Genomic DNA, 21,208 nt, shown 5'->3' on the forward strand with positions numbered 1-21,208 from the left:
TTATATTAAGTCAATTTTTTGCCTTTAACTATTAACTGTAATAAAAATGATAAAATTCATCACAAAAAGTGTTCTTATTGTAGCTTCTTTGTTTTACACATCATCGTATTCTAATTCATTTCAGACAGTTACAAAAAGCAGCTTAGAAAAAATCAATTCTCCTATCAAAACCGGAGCTGATAATTACGAGAAATATTTGCCGCTTTTAAAAGATAAAAAAATAGGAATCGTTACGAATCAAACCGGAATTTTATCTGATAAAACACATTTGGTAGATTTTTTACTAGAGAAAAAAATTGCCATTCAAATCATATTTGCCCCAGAACACGGATTTAGAGGAACTGCAGATGCCGGCGAGCACGTAGTTGACGGAAAAGACCCAAAAACCGGATTATCAATTATCTCTCTTTACGGAGATAATAAAAAACCTAAAGCCGCACAATTAGCCGGAATCGACATTATGGTTTTTGACTTGCAGGATGTTGGTGCACGATTTTACACCTACATTTCTTCTTTGCATTATGTGATGGAGGCTTGCGCCGAAAACGGTATTCCGCTGATCATTCTGGACCGCCCAAATCCAAACGGAGGCATTGTTGACGGACCGCTTTTGGAAAAAGAATTTACAAGTTTTGTGGGTATGCACCCTATTCCGCTCCTGCACGGAATGACAATTGGCGAATATGCACAAATGGTTAATGGTGAAAAATGGCTGAAAGATGGAATTCAATGCAAACTGACCGTTATTCCATGTGTTGATTATAACAGAAAAATGGAATATAGTTTACTGGTAAAACCATCTCCAAATTTGCCCAATGACCAATCTATAAATCTTTACGCAAGTTTATGTTTATTTGAAGGAACGAACGTAAGCGTTGGTCGTGGGACAGAAACACAATTCCAAATTTATGGTTCTCCATTTTTGGCAAAAACGAATTTCAGTTTTACCCCAAAACCAAATTTTGGTGCTAAAGACCCATTGTATAACGGAAAAGAATGTTTTGGTGAAGATCTATCTTCCTATCCTAAACTAAAGCAATTAGAACTAAAATGGCTGATTAAAGCCTATCAAAATACAAGTGATAAAACGAAATTTTTTAACGGCTTCTTCACCAAACTTGCCGGAACCAAAAAATTACAGCAGCAAATTGAAAGCGGAACTTCTGAAGAAGCAATAAGAAAGAGCTGGCAGAAAGATTTAGAAGCTTTCAAAAAAATGCGAACACAATATCTAATTTATAAATAGCGCTAAACTCTATAAACAACAAGCATTTTATCAATAAATTATTAACCATTTAAGTTCATTTAAGAGATTATAAGCCAGATGTTTTCTTAAGTATATAAGTTAAAATATAAGAAAAGTCAAGCGAAATTATAAATGAACTTATACTTGGAATGAATTTTTCATCATATATGAATTTTTAGTTTTCTTTAAAATAAGACAAAAGTTCATTTGAGCCAAAATATTTAAAAGCATTTTTAACTTATATAATCTTTTTTAATCATTAATCGATTAAAATGTTAAAAAAGCTTCTATGACTTATATGGTTAAAAAAATTTCCATATCGAACTATTTTTTAAATAAATAGATACTATTAAAAAAAAAGAGTGAAACCAATTATTAGAAAAGTCTGGTTTCAAAAATCAAAAAAAAAGAGAAAAATGAAAAATAAAAATCCTGAAACCGAACAAGAATCTTTCTACAAAGATTTGGATCAAATGAGCGTGAAAGAACTTCTTACGAATATCAATACGGAGGACAAAAAAGTACCTCATATTATCGAAGAACAGATTCCGAAAATTGAAAAACTAGTTAAGGCAATTGTAAAAAAAATGCATTTGGGCGGAAGATTATTTTATATTGGAGCCGGGACTTCGGGTAGAATTGGAATTTTAGACGCCTCAGAATGTCCTCCAACTTTTGGCGTGCCTCATGATATGATTATCGGAATTATTGCAGGTGGCGATACTGCAATCAGAAAAGCAGTTGAAAATGCAGAAGATGACACTGAACAAGCATGGAAAGACTTGGCTAAATTTGAAATCTCAAGCTTAGATTTTATTATCGGAATTGCAGCTTCAGGAAATACACCGTATGTTTTGGGAGCGTTGAAAAAAGCGAAAGAACACAATGTCAAAACAGGAAGTATTTCGTGCATCAGTAACGGACTTATAGCTCAGGAAGCAGATTATCCTATTGAATTAATTGTAGGTCCTGAATTCTTAACCGGAAGTACAAGAATGAAAGCAGGAACAGCTCAAAAACTGACCTTAAACATGATTTCAACGTCGGTAATGATTAAACTGGGAAAAGTGAAAGGCAATAAAATGGTTGACATGCAGCTGTCTAACGAAAAACTGGTAAAACGCGGTATTAAAATGATTATGGAAGAACTTGGAATTGAATATGATTTAGCTGAAGAATTACTGCATAAACACAAAAGCGTTAGAGCCGTTTTAATGGCAGAAAACAAAAACAACTGAAATTTAACGAGTTAACCATTCAAATATTTTATAGATTTATACACTAAGAATAATCTAAAAAAAGTATTTAACACATAGAAACATAGATTTAGTTTGACGTTAAAAGCGTTTCACTTATTTTGAAACATCCCGTCCCGAAGTTTCGGGATCGGGACTATGTGTGGAAATCTAGATTTTTTAAAAATACCTTTTTTGTAAACTTAAATCTATGTTTCTATGTGTTAATTAATGCGTTCTATTGATAAAACCAAAACCACTAAAGATATAAAATGACACCAAGTACTATTCTTATCCTAATCATCATTTATTTCGGAACATTATTTTACATCTCGCACAGAGTGAGTAGAAAAGACAATGGAAATAATGCCTTTTTTACAGCTAATAAAAACTCAAAATGGTATTTAGTTGCTTTTGGGATGATCGGAACTGCCCTTTCTGGAGTAACTTTTATATCTGTTCCAGGTGAAGTTGGTGCGCCAAGCGGTGAGCAATTCAAATATTTTCAGTTTGTTTTAGGTAACGCTCTTGGATTTATAGTAATCACAAAATTATTATTGCCGTTGTATTACCGAATGAATTTAACTTCTATTTACGGTTATATTGAACAAAGAATGGGGTTCTACAGTTACAAAACTGCAGCCTCTATTTTCCTAATCAGCAGAACAGTCAGCTCCGCATTCAGGCTTTATTTGGTTGTAATTGTTTTACAGCGTTTTGTATTTGATTTTTACAAAATTCCTTTCGCATTTACAGTATTAATTTCCCTGATTTTAATCTTTTCTTATACCTATAGAGGCGGATTAAAAACGATTATTATTACCGATACTTTGCAAACATTTTTTCTGGTTACCTCAGTTTTTCTTACCATTTATTTTATTTGCGACCGTATGGATTTAAGTGCAATTGGTGCTTTTGAAGAAGTAAAAAACAGCAACTATTCCAAAATATTTTTCTTTGATGATTTTCTGGGAAGCAAATTTCATTTTGTAAAACAAATTGTGGGCGGAATGTTCGTAACTATTGCCATGACAGGATTAGATCAGGATCTGATGCAAAAAAATCTGAGCTGCAAAAACATCGGCGAAGCACAAAAAAACATGTTTACGTTTACAGGAATCTTCGTTGTCATCAATATTTTCTTTTTAAGCGTTGGAGCGCTACTTTACCTTTATGCTAATAAAAACGGAATCGCAATTCCAACCGATTTAATCACAGGAAAACCAAGAACCGATTTACTTTTCCCTGAAATCGCATTGAATCATTTGGCGACAATTCCGGCAATTGTATTTTTACTCGGAATAATTGCAGCCACTTTTGCTACAACAGATTCGGCACTAACGGCCTTAACAACTTCTTTTTGTGTAGACTTTTTAGGCATGGACAAAGCAGAGAATGTTGATAAAAAGAATGCTGTACGCGTACGTCATTTGGTTCACATCAGCTTCTCCATATTGATTTTCTTCGTTATTATTATTTTTAATACCATCAATGATAGTTCTGTCGTTGGAATGATATTTAAGGTTGCATCTTACACTTATGGTCCATTATTGGGATTATATGCGTTTGGATTGTTCCAAAAATCAAGACATGTGAATGATAAATTAGTTCCGATAATTTGTTTGTTATCACCATTCTTCACGTATTTAATCAATGAAAATTCGAAAATATTATTTTCAGGTTACGTCTTCGATAACGAATTAATTGTGCTTAATGGATTAATAACTTATTTAGGACTGTTCCTGACAAGTTCCAGAAGCAGTGAAAAAATAAGTTTTTAAGCATCTATAAATAAAAAAAACTATCTAACCTGTTGAATAAAATACATTAGAAAATAGTATTCAACACATAGAGACATAGACTTTGTAAGCTTAAAGAGGCGTTTCACTTAAAAAAAAAACATAGGCTATGTGTTAAAATCTAGATTTTTTAAAAATATCTTTTTTTTTAAATTTAAAATCTATGTTTCTATGTGTTAAAAAAAATTGCACGCAATAAGTTATAGATAAAGTAATTCTATAACTTCAAAATGTTATAAAATGAAAGATTCCTTCATAAAAATCAGCCTGTTTGCCACACTTATATTTTTGATTACCAATTGTGCGACCAAAAAAAACAGCACTCTTACAGCTTCAAAAAAAGATATTCCGTTAAAAGATACCGTTGTTTATTTACCTAAAAATAAAACCGAAAGAAAAACTTTTTTTAAAGATTCAGACAGAGAAACCGCTTGGGCTGACAGCATTTACAATCAAATGTCGCTTCGTGAAAAAGTGGGTCAATTGTTCATGATTTCTGCCTATTCCAACAAAGATTCAGTTCACGTAAATCAGGTTAATAAGTTAATTACAGATTATAAAGTTGGCGGTGTCATATTTTTTCAGGGAGGCCCGGTTCGTCAGGCGAAATTAACGAATCAGTATCAGGCGAAAGCCAAAGTTCCTTTATTTGTTGGGATTGATGCCGAATGGGGATTGGGAATGCGATTGGATTCCACTTATATTTATCCGTGGAATATGACTTTAGGCGCTATTCAGGATTTAAATTTGATTGAACATGTTGGAAAAAACATGGCCAGAGAAAACAAACGAATCGGAGTTCATTTCAACTTTGCCCCTGTTTTGGACATCAATACCAATCCTAAAAATCCAATTATCGGAAACCGTTCTTTTGGTGAAGACAAAGTCAATGTGAGCAACAAAGCTATTGCGTTAATGACCGGCGTTCAGAGTCAGGGCGTTTTTAGTACAGGAAAACATTTTCCGGGACACGGCGATACCTCAACAGATTCTCACCATGCCTTACCTCTGATTGATTTCTCAAAAGACCGTATTGATTTGGTTGAATTATATCCGTACAAACGCATTTTCGACGAAGGTTTAGTATCGGTAATGGTCGCACATCTTAATATTCCGAGTTTAGAATCACGCCCAAATTATCCATCTTCGGCTTCTTATAATGTGGTTACAAACTTACTTCAGAAAGAATTAGGCTTTGAAGGTTTGATTTTTACCGATGGTTTAGCCATGAAAGGCGCCAGTAATTTTAAGGGTCCGGGAGATTTAGAAATTGCCGTGCTTCTGGCTGGAAATGACATTTTGCTTTGTCCTGAAAATGTACCTGTTGCCGTTGAAAAACTGGAAGCAGCCTATAATGACGGCACGATTACCGAAGAACGCTTGGCACATTCCGTTAAAAAAATATTACATTATAAATTCAAAGCTGGGTTAAATCATTACAAACCAGTAGATATGAAGAATATCTACAATGATTTAAATCCGTCAGAAAATGATGCGTTGCATTATAAATTGTATGAAAATGCGATTACGGTTTTAAAAAATGAAAAGGAAATTCTTCCAATCAAAAACTTAAATCAGAAAATTGCCTACGTAAAATTGGGAGAAGATGTCAACAGCACTTTTGTAACGACTCTAAAAAAATATACCGAAGTTACAGAAGTTGCAAGCACCAATATTGACAGTCTGAATGCCGAATTAAAAAATTACGACACCGTTATTATTGGTTTCCATAAAGTGAATAAAACCTGGGAAAAACAAAACTTCAGCGATACTGAATTACTTTGGTTACAGGAAATTGCGAAGCATAACAAAGTGATTTTGGATATTTTCACCAAACCATATTCGTTGTTACCAATCGAGAGCTTTGATGATATTGAAGGATTAGTAGTGTCGTACCAAAATTCGAATATCAGTCAGGTAGTTTCAGCCGAATTATTGTTTGGAGGAATTGGCGCTAAAGGAAAATTACCAGTTTCTATCAACACACATTTCAATGTAAATGATGGTTTAACAACAGAAAAATTAAACCGTCTGGCCTTCACAACTCCTGAAAATGTAGATATGAATCCGGCGATTTTATCTAAAATTGATGCCATTGCCCAAAAAGCTATTGATGGCAAAATGACTCCGGGAATCCAGGTTCTTGTTGCCCGAAAAGGAAGTGTTATTTTTCAGAAATCGTACGGTTATCAAACTTATGATAATGCTAAACAAGTAACCAATTCAGATTTATATGATGTTGCTTCCATTTCAAAAATGATTTCAACACTGCCGAATGTGATGCAATTGTACGATAAAAACAAAGTGGCTTTGGATACTAAATTGAAAGATATGGTTCCGTTTTTTAAAAATACAAACAAGGCCAACATCATCTTCAAAGATTTACTAAGTCATTATGCAGGACTGCAGGCATGGATTCCGTTTTACAAAGCAACTTTGGATAAAAACAGTCAGCCTTCTGAAAAATATTATCGAAAAATTGCCGATTCTAAATTTTCTACTAAAGTTGCTGATAGCCTTTACATCAGGAATGACTATCACGACACTATTATGAAAATTATTGCTGATACGCCGTTATCTCCAAAAATAGAATACAAATACAGCGACTTTACCTTTATCATCCTAAAAGAATATTTAGAAAGAAAAACGGGCAAAAAACTGGAAAATTTGAGTCAGAAAAACTTCTATAGCACACTAGGAATGAATAATACACTTTACAATCCGCTGGACAGATTTAACAAAAGTAATATTGCTCCATCTGAAGTTGATAATTATTTCAGACATCAGGTCATTCAGGGTTATGTTCACGATATGGCAGCAGCAATGGAAGGCGGAGTTGCAGGTCATGCCGGAATTTTTTCTAATGCTATGGATGTTGCCAAAATGATGCAATTGTATTTGCAAAAAGGAAACTACGGCGACAAACAATACTTTTCAGCCCAAACATTTGATACTTTTAATACCTGTTATTACAAAGACAAAGGTGTTCAGAGAGGTTTAGGTTTTGACAAAAGAATTGGTAAAGACGGCCCAACCTGCGGCTGTGTTTCTGAAACCAGTTTTGGACACACCGGATTCACAGGAAATATCGCATGGGTCGATCCCGCAACAGAAATTGTATATGTGTTTTTATCCAATAGAACCTACCCTGAAGTTATTAACGACGAAAATAAACTCGCCAAAGGAAAAATTAGAGAAGATATTCAGAAAATTATTCAGGAAGCTATTATAAAATAATTATCAAACCAAAAAACCAAAACAATGACAAAAGAACGTTTAACATCACTCGACGTATTTAGAGGATTTACTATTTTACTGATGACGATTGTCAACAACCCGGGAAGCTGGGATGCTATTTACCCGCCTTTGGAACACGCTGAATGGCACGGTTGCACCCCTACCGATTTAGTTTTTCCGTTTTTCGTTTTTATAATGGGAACTGCAATACCGTTTGCAATGCCTATCAAACATTTTGACTCGGCAGTTTTTAATAAAATTCTGGTTCGTTCATTACGAATTTTCTGTTTAGGATTGTTTTTAAGCTGTTTCAGCAGAATTCACATCTTTGGTTTAGAAGGAATTCCGTTATTGGCAATTCGATTAGTGACTGCTTTTGGAGTTGCTTATGCCCTTTTAGGAAACTTTAGCTTAAAAGTTAAAACATATCTCGCGGTTGGAATTTTTGTGGCATTGATATCACTGGCTTTTAGTGGTATGGAACATTTTGAAGACACTCGAATTCCGGGAGTTTTACAACGTATCGGAATTGTATATTTCTTTACTTCTATTTTATATTTGAAAACAAATTTGAAAACACAACTTATCGTTGCGGGTTCTATTTTAGTGGGATATTGGCTTTTAATGGCTTTCGTTCCAGTTCCCGGATTTGGTGAAGCTAATTTTGAAAAAGGAACCAACCTCGCAGCTTGGTTAGACAATTTACTTTTAGAAGGACATTTGTGGGCCTCCTCCAAAACTTGGGATCCTGAAGGAATTTTGAGCACTTTACCAGCAATTGGAACAGGAATTCTCGGAATGTATATCGGGCAATTATTAAACCTGCAAATTCCTAAAATTGAAATCGCAAAAAAGACAGCCATCACGGGAGTTGCATTGATAATTGCGGGTTTAATCTGGAATATCTTTTTCCCTATCAACAAATCACTTTGGACAAGTTCTTACGTTTTGTATACTGCCGGAATTGCAACAGTAATCCTAACATTATTGTACTACGTCATTGACATTGCCAATTACAAAAAATGGACAAAATTCTTCTTGATCTGGGGTGTAAATCCTATGATTGTGTTTTTCTTTTCAGGAATAATTCCGAGAGTAATGAGCTCCATTAAGGTCCAAAATCCAGAAATCCCTTCAGAAGAAATTGGTGTTCAAGGTTTAATCTATAATCATTGGATTGTCCCATGTTTTGAAAATCCGTTGAACTCTTCCTTGGCGTATGCTTTATTATATGCCATTTTTTGGTCTATTATCCTTTGGATTTTTTATAAAAACAAGCTAGTTTTTAAGGTTTAAAACAAAAACAGTCCTCACAGAATTCATGAAAATTGTTTGTGAGTTATATTACAGCTACTATGAAAAAGCTTCAGATAAACCTGAAGCTTTTTTTATTGTCTTTTTCTATTTTATATAGGCTTCTAATTTATCCAGAGTATTTAATTCTTGTTCTCTCGCACTTGCCGCTATGATTTTTGTTTCTAAAGATTTAGTTGGTTTTGAAATTAATAAATATTGCGTCCCATCATCTGTATTTTTCTCATAATCTTTAGGATTATAAATTATTGCCGCTCCAATTCCTACAATTTCAGCAGCTACATCTTCTGGATGTTTTCCCCAGACAGCAATATAATTGGTTCCTTTTTTAGTTTCAAAATCTTTGAAATAATTTATTCCTGTAACAAACTGTACTTTTTCACCATTTAAGCTAAAAGCCTCAACCTTAGCCTCTCTTTTTCCAGAAAATACGGTAACACGAACCATAATGTCTACTTTTTTTCCTTTGTAAGGAACTCCTCTGGAAATCATTTCCATAAATGACGTCGTTTCAGTTTTTCCAACATGGGCCAGACGATTTGATACAGGATTCAAAGGAACTACTTTTTCTCCATCCCAAAGGCGCACACCTCCCAAACCTACAGTTGCTCCAACTTTATAATAATCAGCCCCCCAACCTTCTTTTTGTTGTTCCGGTGTTGGATACCAATTTGCCTGCTTTAATTCTAGACCTGGTCTTGCTTTAGAATAAACGTCGATAGCCGCTTTATCACTAAAATAAATTCTCAATCCCATCCACTCGTTTTCTACCGCAGGTCCGTGATGTCCGATTGTCTTATATAAATCTCCAGATTCTGACCCTATGTCTGTCAAATATGTTATTTTTTCAGCTTTCATATACAAACTTGTGTCTGTATTATTTTGTCCAAAACAAATACAACAAAACAATAAAGCTGTGATAAATGGTAATTTCATAATTTACATTATTTATAGATTAATTTTTTTTTGTAAATATAAATAGCATTTTATCAATGCGCGAAGAAATATACATTTATTAACAAATTCTATTTCTATGAATTAGAAAAATTATTTACAACAAACCAAAAACTTTGGAGATAAATTGAAATTTTCTCGTTTACGATATTTAGGAGAAGATTCTGCAAAAAAGAATTAATTATCATTTTATGAGTTTGAAAAGCTACTCCTTTCATTTCCAATTTAAATAAATGATATATTAGCTATAGCATTTTTATAAAAAACTTTTATACAAAATCTCTATGACCAAAAAAATCATCATTTTAAGCGGTTTCATCATTTTAAAATTTGTTTTACAGTACATATTACTGAGTCCGGAATATGATTTGCAACGTGATGAATATCTTCACTTAGATCAGGCAAATCATCTAGCATGGGGATATTTATCGGTACCGCCAGTGACTTCGTGGTTTTCGTATCTTATATTTTTACTTGGGAATTCGGTTTTCTGGATTAAGTTTTTTCCTGCTCTTTTCGGTGTTTTAACATTAATAATTGTGTGGAAAACTATCGAAACACTTAAAGGCAATTTATATGCCTTAATTTTAGGAGCCTGCTGTGTTGTATTTTCATGCTTATTACGAATCAATATGTTATATCAGCCAAATTCATTAGACATATTATGCTGGACAGCTTTTTATTATGTAGTTATTCAATACATAATAACCAAAGAAAAAAAATGGTTTTATATTGGAGCAATTGTATTTGCTTTTGGTTTTTTAAATAAATACAATATCCTTTTTTTACTTATTGGTCTTTTGCCGGCTCTTTTACTCTCTGACCAAAGAAAAATTCTAGCGGAAAAAAAACTCTATTTTGCCTTAGCTTTAGGATTAATATTGATACTGCCGAATTTGTTATGGCAATATAATAATCAATTTCCAATTGTGCATCACATGAAAGAATTAGCCGAAACACAATTGGTCAATGTAGATCGTATTGGATTTTTAAAAGAACAATTACTTTTTTTTATAGGCTCTTTTTTAGTTATTCTTTCAGGTTTATATGCGCTGTTATTTTACAAACCTTTTAGAGAATTTAAGTTCTTTTTTACAACAATCATTTTTTCACTTCTTGTTTTTTTATATTTCAAGGCCAAAGCTTATTACGCAATAGGTTTGTATCCAATTTATATTGCTTTTGGAGCTGTTTTTCTTAGCGAAATTTTAAAGACAGGATGGAAACGTTACTTACAACCAGTATTTATACTAATTCCGTTATTACTTTTTATACCAATGTACAACCTCGCTTTTCCTAATAAAAGTCCGGAATACATTTTTCAGCATCCGGAGAAATATAAAAAATTAGGCATGCTTCGCTGGGAAGACGGCAAGGATCATGCTTTACCACAAGATTTCGCCGACATGCTGGGATGGCAAGAACTTGCCCGCAAAACGGATTCCGCTTATGCTACACTGCCTAATCCTGAAAAAACATTAGTCCTGTGTGATAATTACGGTCAGGCCGGAGCTATTAATTATTACACCAAAAAAGGAATCAAGGCCGTTTCATTCAATGCTGATTACGTGAATTGGTTTGATTTGAATGTGAATTATAAAAATCTTATCAGAATCAAAGAATTTGAAGAAAAAAGTAATGAACTTCACGAGACAAGTCCGTACTTTCAAACCTCTGTTATTGCTGGTGAGATAACAAACCAATATGCCCGTGAATACAAAACAACCATTTTTGTATTTACTGATGCAAAAATTAATATCAACACAAGAATACAAAAGGAAATTAAAGAAGAAAAGAACTACAGCAAATAACGGTTGTTTTAGAGGCATTTGAGAGTTGAGATTTTAACAACAAAAGATAAAAACTCCAATTAGAAATTGATATCCTGAAAACAACTAGATACAAAACTGAAACTTCTTTTGGTAATTGATCAAGTTCAAAAAACAATCCTTATTTACATTTGAAATCTAATTCCCAAACACCTCAACAACGTAACAAGCTAAAAATAAATAAGTTACAATCAAAATATCAATAAATAAAAATATTCAACTAATTTCTTGCCATAACCGTATTTACTGTGTATCTTTGCACCCGAAACATCGCGGGATAGAGCAGTAGGCAGCTCGTCGGGCTCATAACCCGAAGGTCACAGGTTCGAGTCCTGTTCCCGCTACTAAGAGAAAAACACCACTTGAAAAGTTGGTGTTTTTTTATTTTAAATTCTCACAGAGGTTCGAGTCTTCGCTGCGGCGAACTAGAAATTTATATTTTACGCTCCTCCATGATATTCCAGAGATAGCTGTACAGCAAATAACAAAAATCCTTTAGAAGTAATCGGATTATTGCTGTAAGCCGATTTAAAATCAAAAACCCAATAAATCATAGATTTATCAGGCTTTTGATTGTCGCGTAAAAGGTTTTTAACAAAGATATATTCTATTAACTAATAGCTTTGAAAATCAATTTTATAAGCTATTACATCCTATTTTTTCACATCATTCAAGGTACAACTAAGTGTACCTCTACCTCCTGTCTGACGATAAAAATTAACCCCGCTTCCTGTCAATACCTTATTCGTTAAACCTGTCACACCGCTGTTTGTTGTTGCAATTTGCTGCGAAGTCAATGCTTGGGGTGTTACAACCACAATTATTGCTTTAAAATCTTTTTGCGAATTAGCTTTTGACGGAATTCTTATACCCTGAGCCGCAATAATTTTATCATACAATGCTTTATTTGTTGCGTCGGTAATTTCACTTCCATCTATAAGTCCCATTAAATAAAGCTCAATAGGTGCATAGTTATTAGTTGGAGAAGCAAAAATTCCGCCATTGGTAAGATCTGTTTTGTTACCATCAACAGTATATGAAGGCCAATGAGGAATTCCTCCTGAAGGATCACTTTTTTCATTTAAACCAAAATTCATCCAACGATGTGCAAGCTCATGAAGAATTGGCCCTGTAATTATAGAGCTGTTGGTACTTGTTGCACTAAACTGAATCTTATATATAATAGAAACAGCCTGCAATTGAGAAGGAGAACCATAATCAATGGCTTCGTTCAATTTATCTGAAAAACCAAGTCCTTTTACTGTGTTCCTTAGAGGAATAGCCTGTGCAGACGGTTTATTATCCGGATTACTTGTATTGTTTAGTACGAATACAATAAAATCAAATTTATCTGGCCAGGTTTTATATATTTCCTTGCTTGCTTGTTTCATCAAACCTGTTACTTCGGCACCACTCATATCAAGAGTATTCCAGAGATTAAATTCTTCAGGAGAAACAATATATTGTCCAAAAAGTCCTTGATTGTCAACTAATGTCACTCTTTCTGCAACTGTTGTTACACTCTGAATGTTAGAGAATGCACCTTGCTTTCCTTTTACCCAAGCTTGTAAACGGTAGTAATATGTTTTGCCAGCCGCTAATCCTGATACTACCTGACTTGTTAACTCTGAACCTTTTATAACCTTTGGATTATATCCTGCAATTTTTGTTGTAAAATCCATTTTTTCCGAAACATCCAGATAACAACTATCTATCGCTTTTAATGCTTCCCAATTCGCTGAAAAACTATTTGCAGTACTATTTGTTGCGCTGGTAGTAACTGGAATCGGAACAATTATCAATTCTGTTGATGGAATTAATTCGCTGTCTGATTTTGAACAGCCCGAAGAACATAGTAAACTAATAAACATTAGAATTGACACGATTGATACTATTATTTTTTCTTTCATTTTTATATTTTCTTCTCTATTATTTTTTTACAAAATTAAATCATTACGTAATATAAAATATACTAATTAAGACGTGAAAATACCACGATAAGCTTTTTGTACAATTTTAAAAAACAGGCAACTCAATACTATCTTTTGATTACGAATATCAAATCACGCAATCAAATTGATTCAATAAAAATATGAAAATCTTAATTCCTTTTAAGGATAAATTCCATTTCAAACCTTTTTCGGTTTTGAACACGCTATTTAAATGCGGATTAGTTTCAAGTACTTTATTACAAATGAAAAAACAAAAAACCTATTCTTATGTTTTTACAGCTTATTTTATCATCTTCAAATTCAAATTCATATCTATTTTTACAAAAAAACTTTTACTGAATATTTAACAAACAATTTAATAAATGAAAAAAATATTTTTAGCGATAGCAGTTATCCTGGGACTCTTTTTACTCGCGGTAATTTATAAATTCAACTTTACAAATGATGACATTTATGCAACCGATTCAAAAAGGAATACCATACCCATAAACGAAGAAAAAAAATCGAAAGTCACAAAATTAAAAACCAAAACTGGAAAAATCATTACCGTTATCGAAACACATCCTGCTGGACAAAGCATTTCATCTGTAATAATTTCTACTGAAGGATTTGAAGTAAACAGAATTGTTAATTTGAACGATATTGACCCAATTGAAAAAATTGAATCAAAAGATTTAAACAATGATGGTTTTGACGAATTATTTCTATTTACAAGAAGTGCCGGATCCGGCAGTAATGGTAATTTTTATGCTTATTGCTCTGATAAAGACAAACATCTGAAAACTTGTAAAAAAGAAAAAATAGAAGAGAAAGAATATTCAAAAGGAGGATTTATGGAAGGATTTATGGGACACAATAAATTTTACTTTGACAAAGAAATGGTGGTAATGGAATTTCCTATTTATAAAGAAAATGATAAAAATCCTACTCCAACTGGAGGTACAGGAAAAATATATTACAAACTGGATCAGCAAAAATTCAGCATAACGAAAGCGGATTAACCCTTAACATAAAAGAACAAACTGCCTTGATAACAAAATAAACGATGACGAACAACAAATAGCATTTTGATTATTTTTTATTCGTCATCGCTAATATTACTTCACATACAATGGACTTCTCTTAATCAGATATTTCATTGCATCAACCCATTTACTTTTCCCTGCCCCAAAAATAGTTAGGGGTACACGAGTTTGTGAATATATTTTTTGAGAATCTTTATAAACATCGAGATAAACCTTGTAGTCATACATTGTGTCGTCTTGCACACTTGTATTAGAAAATTCAGTTCCATAAACCCTATCACTTCTTCTGTTTGTTCCCACAGAAGAGTACGAATCAGTCAATACCTCCTGACGTTTGTCAACTGTATAAGAAACCTTTCCTATCACAATATTGTCGACCCCTAAAATCCCTTGCAAGGTTTCTATAGGAGCTGTATCCAACAAATTATAATCTATACCAGCCAATCTCAATAAATTATTTGTCTCTCTCAAATCCTGCAACGTATATTTGGAGTATTTAGATACTTCATTATATAAATCATTCTGGGCATATTTTGACCTTTCATCTGAAAACTCATGTGTTTCAGTATTCAAAAACGAAACAGGCAATACGGCTACTGTATTTTTTTTAATCTCTTTGAAAGTAATAGTCTTCTTTTCTACAATTATATTTTGAACACCTGAACTCAATGTTCCCTCAACTGTAAAATCCTGAACTCTTCCGCTTGAAAAATAAATTTTAGCAACAGTATTGATATCTAATGAATTAATAGTATTCTCATTTATATAGGAGAAATCTACAGTATTGCCTGTTACTTTTATTACACTACCTTCAATGACAGTAAAATCTTTTTTTACAATTTTATCCAAAGCCTTCTTTTGATCCTGAGCTGTCATAAAACAAACCATCATCAAAAACACCAACGTTATTACTTTTTTCATCTTTTTTTTAAGCGAAAATAGCTTTTGCCTAAATTTTTTATAAACTAAATAAGACATAAAACAACAACGATAAGCTTTAAATCAAAAACAAACCAGTTTGTTCATTTTAAATAATACCTAATAAGTTAATTAGCCGACTTTTATCTTATCAAAACAACAAACTTTTTGAAAAAATAAATTCAAAATTTAATTGATTAATATAAAACTTGGAAATTTCTTTTTTTAATAAATTTTCTGGTAATTAAACAAAAAGTTAGTTCTTTTTTGTTCCTCGTTTTCCAATTAAAAAAAGGAAAGAAATGTTAGTAAAAAAGGTTTTCCTAAATGAGAAAAGTAAGCTTTGCACATTTAATAATAAATATTTAAAATAATTTTAGTTTTCGAAGTATCAATTATTTTTGCTATTCGCTTAAAAAACTCCTCATTAACCATTGGGCATCCATGACTGTCTACAATATAATGATCCTGCTCTTCTAAAGGTACAGCCGAATACTGATGCAAAACTATATTTCTCATAAAAGCATTACTATTGGTTTCATCTAAACCATATAGCTTATATGCCTTCCCAAAAATTCCGATGTAATTTTTGCCAATGGCATATCTTCCTAATGATGTGCAATTAGAATTAGCCACGTTACTAAATTTTAACTCGCCTCTAATTCCAGTTTCTGAGCCAGATCCATGCGCTACCAGACCCTGATCTATTATTTTTTCATTAATTAAATCATATATAAAAAAGCGATTCTTACCTGATTTTATTTTCATATCTACAAGAAACGCAATCTTATTATTGTAAACAGATTTAGCGTTAATAATTTCGTTTACAGCACTTACTTCCTGATTAAACCTTTCTACATCAAAGTCTGTATTTAATTCTCTATTATTAACATATATTGGAGTATTTAAAAAAACAATTGTCAATAATGATATAAAAAATATTTTCATAAAAATGTTATTTTTCTAATTTGTCTTTATTGTCATTTTATATTTTAAAGAAAAAATACTACTTACAAATGCTGTTATTTATAAGTATTGTTTCTTCATCACTTAAAAGATCAAAAGCGATTCTTCTCCATTTTGGCAATATTTTTTCTTGCATTGCCAAAAATGATATCATTTTCATATTCGCTTTTGCAATCTCAATTCTCTTTCTTGATACTTTCCATTTTTTCATTTTTAAATATTTTTAATTAATACCCTGATGACTGCCCTAAAATCAATTATTTTCCGATTTGACAGTTATTTTTTTTAAATGCTGACAGACTGTAACTTTTTTATAGACCTATCAACTTTCATTTTTACTTTTTTACAAAAATATTTGTGTAATATATTTTCTGCGTAATAGTGTCCCGTCTAATTGAAATTCCAAAATTGGTAAAATCACCCACAATGTTTTTTTTATGCTCTGGACTTTTCAACCAACTTTCAAAAGCTCCTTTTGGACTATTATAATTGTATGCTATGTTCTCACTTACATTTTTAGCTTCCAGAACCTTTATAATATCGTCTGATCTACCTACAAATCCATCATGAGTTACTGTATGAGTTGCTATCATATAATTATTATGTTCTTCTGCTTTAAAAGAAACATAGTCTATTTTTTCGAGTACATTCAATCCATTATCAGCGCGATACTTATTAATCAAATCCATAGCTTCTAATTCTGAAACCGTGTAAGTATAATTGACATTTGAATCTTTGCTTTGAGAGCTATCAACTGAATCACTTGTACATGAATTTGAGATTGGAAAAATTATAATTGCGCAAATTATACGACTCCACTTATACATCATAAAATATTAAATTAATTAAACCTATAGACCGTTTTTTTGGAATAGCAAAGGTTTAATTATGAAAAGATATTTTTTCATTTTTAGGGACATAACAACATCAGAATAAGACCTTATTTTAAATTCATAAATAGTATGAACTTAAAGGGGTTGTTGCATCCATAAAACATACCGTTCTTTTGACTTACAGCTAGAAATAAAAAAACAGGATTAAAAAGGTTTTTTTATTAAATTAGTACATTCATAGCTCTAAACATCTAAACATGAAGACAATACAACATTCCTTCGGTGCAGATCTGGATTGGATAGAAAGCTTTGCCAAAGAATTTGGTGGAAGTGTCGAAGGAAATTTCATAAACACTCCTGAAAACATTAGTACAGGTGTCCGTTATTTCCTTGACACAGGAGAGGAAGATGTAGTAATATTATATATTGATGTTACGTATCATAGTCAAATTCATATAATTCAATCTCATTTAAAAAAAGATTTTATTGGTCTCTATTTTAATTTAATTCAAGGCAAAACCTTCAAAACATGCACGGACTTTTCCTATGATATTGGATCTTTAGGTTACGACGTGTCGATAATTGACAGTCTACTGGAAAGCGATTATTATGTAAGTCCCGGAACAAAATCTTATGGTATCTGCATCTTTATCAAGAAATTAAAAATTGAATATTTCGCAAAAAAAAATAAAAATTTTTCTGCCAATATTGACAAAATAATGGATACCAATCAAAACACATTTATAAAATTTGACCACATGTCTCCTGAAATTTTCAATGTATTAAGGGATTTACGAAAACAGGATGTTGGCGGCGAACTTTTTAATTTAAATTTAATAGCAACGGGGTATGAATTAATTTCGAACTATCTGGATCAGATGTTTACTACTGATATTATTGAAAAAGTCAATAAGGACGATCTTATGAAAATCATTGGAATTCAGGCAATATTAATAGAAAATATTGACAAGCCTTTCCCATCCATTAAAACAATTTCAGACAAAGCACATATGTCTGAAACCAAATTCAAAAAATTGTTCAAAAAAATCACTGGTACTACTCCAAATTATTTCTATATGAGTAATAAACTCAAAAAAGCCAAGGAATTACTGGAGACAAAAAAAAATACTATAACAGAAGTTTGTGAACAACTTAATTTTTCAAACTATTCCTATTTCATTTTTAAGTTTAGAGAATATTTTGGAGTATCACCAAATACGTTTATTAAAAAATTATAATATGTATAAAGACAGTCTTTTTTTTTCTTTGCCTCCAGAACTGCAATTTCAATTTGCAGAAGATATAGGCGGAAGATTAATTCAAAATAAAATAATCGAAATACCCTCTGATTTAGGAAAAGGACAAGTCTTTTATATTCAGGCGATCCCAGGAATGGCTTTACTATTATGGGATTGTAAAATAAAAAAGCCTTTAAAAATAAAAACATATAAAGACAACATTCAAAGATATATTTTTCATTATGATTTAAGTGAACAGCCAAATTTCTTGATAATTAATAATAAAAAAATAAAGATCGGAAATTCAATAAATCTTGGATTAACAGTGTTTAATAATCAGAAAGAAAGTTTCTTTGAGCCCTCCATGAACGAAAGAACCTTTGCCATGCGTCTTTATATTGACCATAAATTAATACAACCCTTTGTAACGAATAATAAAAATGTTCTGAAAAAATTAGAAACAGCAAGAAAAAAATTCTATTGTGATGATATAGATGGAAACAGTTTACTAAGAATTTTATCATTAAATGAAAAATCAATATACGACGAATCTTTTGATGCTTTCATAAAAGGAATAGCCTTAAACTTATTGGGCAATTTTCTTAAAAAATACACTGATAATGAAACAAAAACTTCAGACAACATTCATAAATCTGAAAAAGAAGGGCTATTGTCAAGTAAAAATTACCTTATCAGTCACTTAAATGAACATTTTCCATCAATAGCCTTTTTATCTAAATTAGCAGGAATGTCGGGTACAAAATTTAAAATTTTATTCAAAAAAAAATTCAACAACACGGCAAACGATTTCTTTATTCAGCAAAAGATGGAACACGCTCATAAAATGCTTCAGAGTGGAGATTACAACAGTCTGACAGAAATAATGCATGAACTAAATTTCAACAAGATACAGCCTTTTTCTTCAAGATATTTTCAAATATTCAATAAAAAACCATCAGAGGATTTTATTAAAAAGTAAAACTCTTAATAAAAAACAACAAATATAGTTTGATGATTTTGTATTTAAATTCATTTTAAATTTTATTAATTCATGGCGGTTGAATATGCTGCAGCAAAGATTATCTCAACAGATTTTTACTTCTCTACTAATAACTTAAATAGAGGATAACTCCACCCATATCGATCCCTATTTAGGACATCATTCCAACGAAAAATATGAATTTCGTCGTATGGCAAACTATAAATAGTACTTACGGTTGTTTCTTCATCCAGCTTAACTTTAGCACAACATTATCATTTCCGGCCGTTTTATCAAGTATCCAATATTCGGTATTATCAATTATACTGATGATCTTCTTTACGACTAAGCGAGTAGAAAAAATCTGAATCAAATCAAGAAAAGTTTAAAATTTATCAAATTCAGATTTATATAAAAATAAGTCTCACAATTTTCTGCGAGTAAAAAGCACAATTTTTTTTTAATTAATTGTTTTTAAGACATTTAAAAAACAATCCGTTGCGCAAATAAGGCTTATTTCAATGTTTTTCTGACCTTATTAGGAACAAATTCACTTCATACCACTACTATATTTGCCTTTTACTTTTTTTGTTAAACCAACTAATAACCATAAATAAATAAGAAAAGACTCAAAAAAATATTTTGCCTAAATAAATTGAATTAAAAGATTCAACGTATTAAAAAACATTAGTATAAATAGTATGAAAAAGATAATTCAGCATTATGGTGCAGATTTAGAATGGACTAAATCACTTGCCAAAAAACTAGACGGAAAAATACAGGGTAACTTTATAAAAGCATCTGAAGATATACATACCGGTATTCGATATTTTAAAGATTGTGGCAGCGGAATAGTTGCAATGTATGTTGATGTCACATATAACACGGATGTACATTTCACAATTAAAAACAATACAAATGATTATGTAGGACTTCATTATTACTTATCTGAGTCAGATGCAACACTATCATTTGACACAGTTTCAAATACTGTAGGTTCGTGGTCATATAATCTTTTATTACTAGATAGCTCCCTGCAATTCGAATTTGAAGCAAAAAAAGGCAGCAAAATTTTTATGTGCTGCATTTTTATCAAGAAGGAAACAATGAAAATATACGCTCAGAAAAATAATATTTTCAAAAAAACCATAGATCAAATATTAAACCCTCAGCAAAATACAATTGTACAATGGGAAAGAATGAGTATAAAAAGTTATCATGCACTAAAAGATCTCCAAAAACTAAAGGAACATGATGTACTTTTCGATCTTCACTTGACAGGTACGGTTCATTTGTTAATTTCTGATCATTTACGAAAAGTATCTGAAAAAAAATGCATTATACAATTAGTTAATGAAGATGATTTATCAAGTATTTTATCAGTTCAACGGTATTTGTTAGAAAATATTAATGATCATTTTCCGAGTATTAAAGCTCTTGCACAAAAAAGCAATATGTCGGTTACTAAGTTTAAAAGTCTCTTTAAAAAAATTACAGGCGATACGCCAAATTCATTTTTTTTAGAGAACAAACTATTTAAAGCAAAAGAATTACTTGAAGAAAAGCAAATGACAGTTACTGAAGTATCTGAAATTTTAAGCTTTAACAATTCGTCTTATTTTGCTAATAAATTTAGAGGAAAATTTGGACTTCTTCCTAAAACTTATTCACAACAATTATAAA

The 21,208-nt window shown here is 31.6% G+C and carries 16 protein-coding genes and 1 tRNA gene; 11 read left to right on the forward strand and 6 right to left on the reverse strand.

Annotation, left to right across the window (positions count from 1 at the left end; genetic code table 11):
* Nucleotides 1–46: 46 nt before the first annotated feature.
* The 5 genes from J2X17_RS12305 to J2X17_RS12325 all read left to right on the forward strand — a co-directional run bounded on the left by J2X17_RS12305 (nt 47) and on the right by J2X17_RS12325 (nt 8,813).
* Nucleotides 47–1,246: an exo-beta-N-acetylmuramidase NamZ family protein gene (locus J2X17_RS12305; protein ID WP_310298335.1), complete on the forward strand. Its 1,200-nt coding sequence runs from the start codon at nt 47–49 to the stop codon at nt 1,244–1,246.
* Between the two features lie 416 nt (nt 1,247–1,662).
* Complete coding sequence (gene murQ / locus J2X17_RS12310) at nt 1,663–2,484, forward strand: N-acetylmuramic acid 6-phosphate etherase (protein ID WP_310298338.1); 822 nt, start codon at nt 1,663–1,665, stop codon at nt 2,482–2,484.
* A 269-nt stretch (nt 2,485–2,753) separates the two neighbouring features.
* Nucleotides 2,754–4,262 carry a sodium:solute symporter gene (locus tag J2X17_RS12315; RefSeq protein ID WP_310298341.1) on the forward strand — a complete coding sequence of 503 codons (1,509 nt, stop codon included), beginning with the start codon at nt 2,754–2,756 and terminating at the stop codon, nt 4,260–4,262.
* Nucleotides 4,263–4,520: 258 nt separating this feature from the next.
* Entirely contained in the window at nt 4,521–7,517 is a 2,997-nt protein-coding gene (locus J2X17_RS12320) for a serine hydrolase domain-containing protein (RefSeq protein WP_310298343.1), read from the forward strand.
* A 24-nt stretch (nt 7,518–7,541) separates the two neighbouring features.
* Nucleotides 7,542–8,813: an acyltransferase family protein gene (locus J2X17_RS12325; RefSeq protein ID WP_310298345.1), complete on the forward strand. Its 1,272-nt coding sequence runs from the start codon at nt 7,542–7,544 to the stop codon at nt 8,811–8,813.
* A 105-nt stretch (nt 8,814–8,918) separates the two neighbouring features.
* Here the strand turns inward: J2X17_RS12325 and J2X17_RS12330 are convergent, their stop codons facing one another.
* Entirely contained in the window at nt 8,919–9,767 is an 849-nt protein-coding gene (locus J2X17_RS12330) for a DUF4861 family protein (RefSeq protein WP_310298347.1), read from the reverse strand.
* Between the two features lie 302 nt (nt 9,768–10,069).
* On the opposite strand from J2X17_RS12330, the gene J2X17_RS12335 reads away from it, so the two are divergent.
* Both J2X17_RS12335 and J2X17_RS12340 read left to right on the forward strand, forming a co-directional pair.
* Entirely contained in the window at nt 10,070–11,596 is a 1,527-nt protein-coding gene (locus tag J2X17_RS12335; RefSeq protein WP_310298350.1) for a glycosyltransferase family 39 protein, read from the forward strand.
* Nucleotides 11,597–11,885: 289 nt separating this feature from the next.
* Nucleotides 11,886–11,958 (forward strand) — tRNA-Met (locus J2X17_RS12340).
* Between the two features lie 309 nt (nt 11,959–12,267).
* On the opposite strand, the gene J2X17_RS12345 is transcribed toward J2X17_RS12340, so the two are convergent.
* Complete coding sequence (locus J2X17_RS12345) at nt 12,268–13,524, reverse strand: fibronectin type III domain-containing protein (RefSeq protein ID WP_310298353.1); 1,257 nt, start codon at nt 13,522–13,524, stop codon at nt 12,268–12,270.
* Between the two features lie 404 nt (nt 13,525–13,928).
* On the opposite strand from J2X17_RS12345, the gene J2X17_RS12350 reads away from it, so the two are divergent.
* On the forward strand, nt 13,929–14,567 hold the full coding sequence (locus J2X17_RS12350) for a hypothetical protein (RefSeq protein ID WP_310298356.1): 639 nt from the start codon (nt 13,929–13,931) through the stop codon (nt 14,565–14,567).
* Between the two features lie 96 nt (nt 14,568–14,663).
* Here J2X17_RS12350 and J2X17_RS12355 read toward each other — a convergent pair whose 3' ends face one another.
* The 4 genes from J2X17_RS12355 to J2X17_RS12370 all read right to left on the reverse strand — a co-directional run bounded on the left by J2X17_RS12355 (nt 14,664) and on the right by J2X17_RS12370 (nt 17,305).
* The gene (locus J2X17_RS12355) at nt 14,664–15,512 is read right to left on the reverse strand and encodes a hypothetical protein (protein WP_310298357.1); all 849 of its coding nucleotides are present in this window, start codon (nt 15,510–15,512) and stop codon (nt 14,664–14,666) included.
* 348 nt (nt 15,513–15,860) lie between these two features.
* Nucleotides 15,861–16,457 (reverse strand): murein L,D-transpeptidase catalytic domain-containing protein, encoded by a 597-nt coding sequence (locus J2X17_RS12360; protein ID WP_310298360.1) that lies wholly within the window; start codon nt 16,455–16,457, stop codon nt 15,861–15,863.
* 58 nt (nt 16,458–16,515) lie between these two features.
* Nucleotides 16,516–16,686: a hypothetical protein gene (locus tag J2X17_RS12365; protein ID WP_310298363.1), complete on the reverse strand. Its 171-nt coding sequence runs from the start codon at nt 16,684–16,686 to the stop codon at nt 16,516–16,518.
* Between the two features lie 124 nt (nt 16,687–16,810).
* The gene (locus J2X17_RS12370) at nt 16,811–17,305 is read right to left on the reverse strand and encodes a CAP domain-containing protein (protein WP_310298367.1); all 495 of its coding nucleotides are present in this window, start codon (nt 17,303–17,305) and stop codon (nt 16,811–16,813) included.
* A 260-nt stretch (nt 17,306–17,565) separates the two neighbouring features.
* Between J2X17_RS12370 and J2X17_RS12375 the strand changes: the two genes are divergently transcribed.
* The 3 genes from J2X17_RS12375 (at nt 17,566) to J2X17_RS12385 (ending at nt 21,207) form a co-directional block, all read left to right on the forward strand.
* Nucleotides 17,566–18,546 carry a helix-turn-helix domain-containing protein gene (locus tag J2X17_RS12375; RefSeq protein WP_310298369.1) on the forward strand — a complete coding sequence of 327 codons (981 nt, stop codon included), beginning with the start codon at nt 17,566–17,568 and terminating at the stop codon, nt 18,544–18,546.
* A gap of 1 nt (nt 18,547) precedes the next feature.
* The gene (locus tag J2X17_RS12380) at nt 18,548–19,525 is read left to right on the forward strand and encodes a helix-turn-helix domain-containing protein (protein ID WP_310298372.1); all 978 of its coding nucleotides are present in this window, start codon (nt 18,548–18,550) and stop codon (nt 19,523–19,525) included.
* Between the two features lie 701 nt (nt 19,526–20,226).
* On the forward strand, nt 20,227–21,207 hold the full coding sequence (locus J2X17_RS12385) for a helix-turn-helix domain-containing protein (protein WP_310298375.1): 981 nt from the start codon (nt 20,227–20,229) through the stop codon (nt 21,205–21,207).
* Nucleotide 21,208 lies beyond the last annotated feature (1 nt).

It is taken from the genome of Flavobacterium aquidurense (assembly GCF_031458035.1).
Taxonomy (GTDB): Bacteria; Bacteroidota; Bacteroidia; order Flavobacteriales; family Flavobacteriaceae; genus Flavobacterium; species Flavobacterium aquidurense_C.

Coding starts and splice junctions, on each gene's coding strand:
- J2X17_RS12360 (WP_310298360.1), bottom strand. CDS start 16,457: ATGAAAATATTTTTTATATCATTATTGACAATTGTTTTTTTAAATACT.
- J2X17_RS12345 (WP_310298353.1), bottom strand. CDS start 13,524: ATGAAAGAAAAAATAATAGTATCAATCGTGTCAATTCTAATGTTTATT.
- J2X17_RS12375 (WP_310298369.1), top strand. CDS start 17,566: ATGAAGACAATACAACATTCCTTCGGTGCAGATCTGGATTGGATAGAA.
- J2X17_RS12320 (WP_310298343.1), top strand. CDS start 4,521: ATGAAAGATTCCTTCATAAAAATCAGCCTGTTTGCCACACTTATATTT.
- J2X17_RS12335 (WP_310298350.1), top strand. CDS start 10,070: ATGACCAAAAAAATCATCATTTTAAGCGGTTTCATCATTTTAAAATTT.
- J2X17_RS12365 (WP_310298363.1), bottom strand. CDS start 16,686: ATGAAAAAATGGAAAGTATCAAGAAAGAGAATTGAGATTGCAAAAGCG.
- murQ (WP_310298338.1), top strand. CDS start 1,663: ATGAAAAATAAAAATCCTGAAACCGAACAAGAATCTTTCTACAAAGAT.
- J2X17_RS12315 (WP_310298341.1), top strand. CDS start 2,754: ATGACACCAAGTACTATTCTTATCCTAATCATCATTTATTTCGGAACA.
- J2X17_RS12355 (WP_310298357.1), bottom strand. CDS start 15,512: ATGAAAAAAGTAATAACGTTGGTGTTTTTGATGATGGTTTGTTTTATG.
- J2X17_RS12305 (WP_310298335.1), top strand. CDS start 47: ATGATAAAATTCATCACAAAAAGTGTTCTTATTGTAGCTTCTTTGTTT.
- J2X17_RS12380 (WP_310298372.1), top strand. CDS start 18,548: ATGTATAAAGACAGTCTTTTTTTTTCTTTGCCTCCAGAACTGCAATTT.
- J2X17_RS12385 (WP_310298375.1), top strand. CDS start 20,227: ATGAAAAAGATAATTCAGCATTATGGTGCAGATTTAGAATGGACTAAA.
- J2X17_RS12350 (WP_310298356.1), top strand. CDS start 13,929: ATGAAAAAAATATTTTTAGCGATAGCAGTTATCCTGGGACTCTTTTTA.
- J2X17_RS12330 (WP_310298347.1), bottom strand. CDS start 9,767: ATGAAATTACCATTTATCACAGCTTTATTGTTTTGTTGTATTTGTTTT.
- J2X17_RS12325 (WP_310298345.1), top strand. CDS start 7,542: ATGACAAAAGAACGTTTAACATCACTCGACGTATTTAGAGGATTTACT.
- J2X17_RS12370 (WP_310298367.1), bottom strand. CDS start 17,305: ATGATGTATAAGTGGAGTCGTATAATTTGCGCAATTATAATTTTTCCA.